The sequence below is a fragment of the Agathobaculum sp. LCP25S3_E8 genome (assembly GCF_052117165.1).
In the GTDB taxonomy this organism is placed as follows: domain Bacteria; phylum Bacillota; class Clostridia; order Oscillospirales; family Butyricicoccaceae; genus Agathobaculum.
On record NZ_JBQKJR010000100.1, the window covers coordinates 1 to 6,134 of the forward strand.

Genomic DNA, 6,134 nt, shown 5'->3' on the forward strand with positions numbered 1-6,134 from the left:
GTTGTGGAAGGAGAAGTCTTCTCCATTCATGTTTGTACTTTTTTGGCCTTTATACGCCAGAAACCCGGCTTATGCCTGACGCATAGGCCGGGTTTCTCGACAGACTGAAGCAAAAGGCTGCCTGAAAGGCAGCCTTTTGCTTTTCGGATACGATTGTTTTTAGGCGTTTTCCATAATCGCCTTAACGGCGGTCTTGGTATCGGTCAGTGGGAACAACTCATAGCCGACGCGGCCGGTGTAGCCGCAGGCTTCGAGGTGGGAGATTACCTTTTTGTAGTTGATTTCGCCAGTGCCCGGTTCGTGACGGCCGGGCGCGTCCGCCACATGGATGTGGCCGAACGTATCGCCGTACTTGGTGATCGTGTCGCAGATGCAGCCTTCGTTGATCTGCATATGGTATACGTCATACAGCAGCTTGAGCCGCGGCGAGCCGATCAGACGGACGATCTCCGCGCCCATCTGGGTGGTCGCAAGGAAGTTGCCGACGTGATCAGTCGTGATGTTGAGCGCCTCAAGGTTGAGGTTGATGCCCTCGGCCTCCGCGAGTTTGGCGCAGTCGAGCAGCATGTCGTACATCGAGCACAGCTTGACCGTGTGCGACAGGTTGTCATAGTGGTCCACTACGATGCCGCCTTCACCGAGCGCATTGGAGTGAATGGTCACGCTGGTAGCGCCGACCTTTTTCGCGGCAGCGATCGACTGCTTGAGATAGTCGATGTATTTTTGCTTATGGGTCGGATCGACGAGCGAATAGTCCGCATCGCCGTTAAAGCCGGAAATGGAGATGCCCGCTTTTTCCGCGGCGGCACGGGTCGCATCCAGATCGCGGATGCGCCAATCCCAGAATTCTACGGCTTCAAAACCGTCGTCCTTGGCCGCCTGGAAACGGTCCAGCCAGTCCAGTTCGGTGTACAGCGTGTCGATGCACGCGCATTTTCTCAGTGCCATTGTGATCAGTCCTCCTGATGGGTAGTGTGCGGGTGGTGATGGTGTTATCAACACCATCATACCACCCGCGGTTTCATTATTCAATTTCGGAAATTTTGACCGGACGGCTCTCGTGCAGCGACTTGGTGGCGGCAGCTGCCATCAGGACCGGATACAGACCGTCTTCGCCGGTAACCGGGGTTTCTTTGTCATTGGTAACAGCGTCCGCAAACGCCTGCATTTCGGCCACAAATGCGCCAGTATAGCGGTCCCACATGACCTTATATGCTACGCCGTGTACCGCGCCGTCCGCTGTGGACAGCACTGCGGTGTTGGGAGTATCGTTCTGGTCCTCGGCGCAGCCTTCCGAGCCGAATACCTCGACACGCTGATCATAACCATAAACGGCCTTGCGGCTGTTGTCGATCACGCCGATGGCGCCGTTTTCAAACTTGAGCGTGACCAGAGCGGTGTCCACGTCGCCCGCCTCGCCAATGCCGGGATCGACCAGCACCGAGCCGATGGCGTTCACTTCGGTGACTTCGCTGCCCGCGAGGAAGCGCGCCATATCGAAGTCGTGGATCATCATGTCGTAGAAGATGCCGCCGGAAACCTTGACATAGGATACCGGGGGCGGTTCTGGGTCGCGCGAGGAAATTTTGATGATGTTAACCTTGCCGACCTTGCCGTCGCGCACCATGTCGTAAACCGCGCGATGGTTGTGGTCAAAGCGGCGGCAGAAGCCGATCTGCAGCTTGACGCCGGCCTGCTTGGCCGCGTCGATCGCGGCATGCACCTTGGCCAGATCGTAGTCGATCGGCTTTTCGCAGAAGATGTGCTTGCCGGCGTGTGCCGCTTCGATGATGTACTTGGAGTGCGTGTCGGTCGAGGAGCAGATCAGAACAGCCTCGATTTCGGGATCGTTCAGGATGTCGTTTGCATCCTTGGTGCAGTTGGGAATGCCGCACTGCTTGGCAAACGCTTCGGTCTGCTCGTTCATGAACGGGTCGGCGATGGTTTTGATCTCCATCTCCGGCACAAACATGGAAATGTTCTTGGCATGGACCTTGCCGATGCGGCCCGCGCCGATAATGCCAACTTTCATAAAGAGAATTCTCCTTTCTGGATTGGTTCGAATATCATGAGGTAGGTACAAATTGAAACGTTGGAGCGTTCAATAGGGTAGAGAGTCGGTAGTTGGAAAAACGTTGGAGCGTTTTAAAATAAAAGAGAGTTGTAGGTAACTAAATTGGGGATGGGAAAATGGATTAGGGCATCCATTCCGCAAAGCGGTCAAGACGTTCCTGTGCATTTTCTTGAGTGATGATCTGCGTGCCGGTATCAACAACTTCGTCGTAATCCTCGCCCTGCAGGATCTTCACCATGGTCTCGACTGCCTTGTAGCCGATGTCGTAGTTGTTCTGTGCGGCAGTCATGGTCAGTTCGCCGCTGAGAACGGCTTCTACTGCGGATTTCTGGCCATCAAATCCCAGAAAGATGGTATTAGCATAAGCTGGATTGCCCTCTGCGGTGCGTGCGGCAGCCAGCGCCATGTCATCATTGTTCGAGCAGATAATGGCGATACCATCCGGGAATTTATTCATGATGGCTTCCATCGATGTGACGGCGAGATCGGCCGTGGCGTTGGCATACTGCACTTCGTTATCCAGAAATTCGCCTCCGGCCTCGGTGATGCCTTCGCGGTAGCCTTCCATGCGGGCGGTGTTGGTTGCGTCGCCCTGCACGCCGGCGATCTCAATGCATTTGATCTCTTCCCAGCCAGCCGCCTGTGCAGCTGCTACAGCGGCCTTTGCGCCTTCCTTGGCAGCCTCCTTGTTGCCGGTGCCGATAAAGCTCAAGCACTTATCCGAGTCAATGTTCGTGTCGAAAGCGACGACCGGTTTATCGGTGTTGGCGATTGCAGTGGCAACCGCTTCGGATTGCAGCGGAGCAATCAAATAGCCGTCGTAAGAGTCGACCGAAAGATCAGTGGTGATCATGTTCAGTTGCTCTTCGTAAAAGGTTTCTCCCGGAGGCCCCTTGATAGACAGCTTGACCAGATCGGGATGTTCCTTTTCGTAGGCTTCTGCACCGGCCTGAATAATTTGCCAGAACTCGGATGCATTGGTCTTGAGAATCATGCTGATCTCATAGGGAGTGCTTGCAGAGGCATCGCCGCTTTGCTCCTGGTTGGCATCACCGCCGCAAGCAGTCAGAGTCAGGGCGAGTGAACCAGCCAGGAAAGCTGCAAACCAGTTTTTCTTTGTCATGTCTTTCATCCTTTCTCTTTTGTGTGCTATTATGTGTTATGTGCTGTTTGTGTGCTTATTGTAATGAAGATTAAGAGATATGTCAATCGGTTTTAGCAGATAAATTTAAAGAAGAAAATTGCTAGTTCATCGATAAATATGAAAATATGACAATTTAAGTGAAAAAAAGCTGTGTTTAATGCCAAAAAAATTAAAGAATAAGTGGTGTAGAACTTTGAGGACATGTCGTTAGCCATTATACACAATGAAAACACACTGGTTTTGCATGAATTGCAAAAGAATTTGTGTAGATACATCAGCTATATGTAATAAAATACGCTGATTTATGCCATAAACATATTATGGGGATGGATTTGTTATATGTGTGCAATAGCACATATATATAAGAAACACACGGATTTTGATAAATGAATTTGCAGAATGCACAGAACGTGTGCTATAATGAAACACAACTACTTCAGCAGCAATAGGTGGGGATTTTTATGAGCAGACGAGCAACTATTCAGACGGTTGCCGAGCGGGCTGGAGTTTCGCGCGGCACGGTGGACCGCGTGATTAACAACCGCTCATATGTGAGCGCCAAGGTGCGCGCACGCATCCTCAAGGCGATCGAAGAAACAGGCTATGTACCGCCGCGGCACGCACAGGCGGTCGAGCAGCCGGAGGCTTTTCCGCCATTGCGGTTGGGTGTGCTTCTGCCCAACTGGACAGGCAGCTTCAAAAATGAGGTGAGCGAGGGCATTGCAAGGGCGCGGCGTGAGCTGGCACCGTATCGTGTCGAAATTCACGTGTGTGTGTGCGAGACCGATCTTCCAATCGAGTGTATTGAGCATTTGGATACACTGGTCGATTGGGGTGCGCAAGGCATTGCGCTGTGTGCGCTCAACGATATTTCGATTGAGGCAAAGGTTGGCGAGCTGGCCGATCGCGGTATTCCATGCATCACGTTCAATTCCGATCTGCCGGGCAGTAAGCGATTGTGTTTTGTCGGACAGGACTATGCAAAAAGCGGTCGGATTGCGGCCGAACTGCTTAGCAAATGTGTGCCGCATAGCGCGCGCATTTTGGCAATGGTGGGTAATTTGGAATACCACGGACATCGGACGAGGTTGGACGGCTTTTGTGCACGCATGCATGAGCTGGGTGTTGCCGCCGCGCAGATCGAGATTACGGAAACTTATAATAATTACCGCTTGACCTGTGATAAAGTGCGAAAGGCGCTGCATGATACGCCTGATTTGGCAGCAATTTATATGGTCAACCGGAGCGTGACCGGCTGCACTGATGCGCTGCGGCAGGCCGGAGCGGTTGGACGGATTCATGTGGTCGCGCACGATGTGTCCGCGCGTACCAAGCAGCTGCTACAGGAGGGCAGCCTGGACTTCACAATCACGCAGGATATGGTTCGGCAAGGCTATCTTCCGCTCATCCTGCTGCGCGAGCTGCTGCACAAAGGAAATTCCCCGCAGGAGGACCAGCTATCTACGCGTATCTCCATTATCTGTTCACAAAATATCGACTAATGGAAAATTGGTATAAAAAAATGCGCTTCCAGAAAGGAAACGCATTTTTGTTTTGATACAGTCAACACGCGAGGGCATTGTCTGTAAAAAGGCGATATGTCGGCAAGAAAAAAGTTTTCAGGACTGGTTTTCTTCTGTTTCTTGGATTTGTGCCAGCGCCAGCGCCAGTTGATCTGGACAGGAAGTCCCCTTATCCAGACATTGAATCCCTTTCAGCTGTGCGATTGCATCCTTCACACGCATCCCCACCAGCAGGCGGCTCAGCGCCTGAGTAAACCCAGGGCAGCCCAATACAAATTCTACTGACTGGATCATGCCATGTTCTACTTCTAATTTAATTTCTTTGGCGCAGGTGCCATTGGTCCGATAAATCATTCTTTCCTCTCCTTTATCTGGTAATAGCCTGCAGTTTGCTATATAATAATAAAATAGACCTTCCCATAATAGGAAAGTCAAGTGGTATCCAAGGAGGAATCGCGGATGCAAGGCTATCTTTCTATTGGCGACTTTGCCAGACTACGCAATGTAAATCCCAAGTCGCTGCGATATTACGAGCGGATTGGTGCCCTGCTCCCTGCCCATGTTGAGGAAGAAACAGGCTATCGGTACTATGCTCTGGAGCAACTGGTGGAGTTGGACATGATTTTAATGTGTCTGGAACTGAACATCCCTTTACGGGACGCGGAGCAATATCGGAAGCCTGACCAGACATTGGATATCCGGCAGCTGCTTCAAGATGGACAACAAAAGGCTCTGGAGAAGCTTGCTCACCTTCGTAATACCATGCAGCAGATGGAGGGAGCACTCCGCCGAATCGAAGAAAACCAGCGCTATCAGGAACAGGAGGGTGTTTATCGACGGCATCTGCGCCAGCGGCTTATTTTGCGGTCACCTTTTACTCCCTCTGGCGGAGAATTAGAATTTAAACAAAGCTCCACGGAAATTTTTCTACGCGGGCAATCTATGGGCCTGTTGCCCGCCTTTACTTTTCCCATTGGACTGATCGCCCGGCGGCAGGGGGAACGTATTGATACCGATATTTTTCTGGAGGTTCTTCAGCAGAAAGAGGATGTCACCAACCTAGAAGTGCTGCCTGAAGGGGACTATCTCTGTCAGCAGAAACCCGCACAGGCGCTAGACCACATTGATGCGCTGATTTTGGAATACTTTGTGCAGCATCCCAAGGCAAATCAGGTAATTATTACAAATATGACTTCCGCTTATTTTGATTTAAAGGGACCATTATTGGAGCTGCAGGAACAAATTTGACCGAATAGGGTACTGGGAGAGAAACTCCCAGTACCCTCAGTCTGTCGAGAAACCCGGCCTATGCGTCAGGCATAAGCCGGGTTTCTGGCGTATAAAGGCCAAAAAAGTACAAACATGAATGGAGAAGACTTCTCCTTCCACAACC

At 51.5% G+C, this 6,134-nt stretch carries 6 protein-coding genes; 2 read left to right on the plus strand and 4 right to left on the minus strand.

Annotated elements, in window-relative coordinates:
• Positions 1–159: 159 nt before the first annotated feature.
• From ACTQ34_RS17255 to ACTQ34_RS17265, 3 genes are all read right to left on the minus strand, one after another.
• Positions 160–948 carry a TIM barrel protein gene (locus tag ACTQ34_RS17255; protein ID WP_441364847.1) on the minus strand — a complete coding sequence of 263 codons (789 nt, stop codon included), beginning with the start codon at positions 946–948 and terminating at the stop codon, positions 160–162.
• A gap of 76 nt (positions 949–1,024) precedes the next feature.
• Positions 1,025–2,032 (minus strand): inositol 2-dehydrogenase, encoded by a 1,008-nt coding sequence (gene iolG, locus ACTQ34_RS17260; RefSeq protein ID WP_441364848.1) that lies wholly within the window; start codon positions 2,030–2,032, stop codon positions 1,025–1,027.
• A 163-nt stretch (positions 2,033–2,195) separates the two neighbouring features.
• Positions 2,196–3,197, minus strand: coding sequence for a sugar ABC transporter substrate-binding protein (locus ACTQ34_RS17265; protein ID WP_441364849.1), 1,002 nt, complete (start codon positions 3,195–3,197; stop codon positions 2,196–2,198).
• A 482-nt stretch (positions 3,198–3,679) separates the two neighbouring features.
• On the opposite strand from ACTQ34_RS17265, the gene ACTQ34_RS17270 reads away from it, so the two are divergent.
• Complete coding sequence (locus ACTQ34_RS17270) at positions 3,680–4,720, plus strand: LacI family DNA-binding transcriptional regulator (protein WP_441364850.1); 1,041 nt, start codon at positions 3,680–3,682, stop codon at positions 4,718–4,720.
• 117 nt (positions 4,721–4,837) lie between these two features.
• Here the strand turns inward: ACTQ34_RS17270 and ACTQ34_RS17275 are convergent, their stop codons facing one another.
• Positions 4,838–5,095: a TIGR03905 family TSCPD domain-containing protein gene (locus tag ACTQ34_RS17275; RefSeq protein WP_441364851.1), complete on the minus strand. Its 258-nt coding sequence runs from the start codon at positions 5,093–5,095 to the stop codon at positions 4,838–4,840.
• Positions 5,096–5,200: 105 nt separating this feature from the next.
• Between ACTQ34_RS17275 and ACTQ34_RS17280 the strand changes: the two genes are divergently transcribed.
• A complete protein-coding gene (locus ACTQ34_RS17280; protein ID WP_441364852.1) occupies positions 5,201–5,989 on the plus strand; it encodes a MerR family transcriptional regulator in 789 nt (262 codons plus the stop codon).
• Positions 5,990–6,134 lie beyond the last annotated feature (145 nt).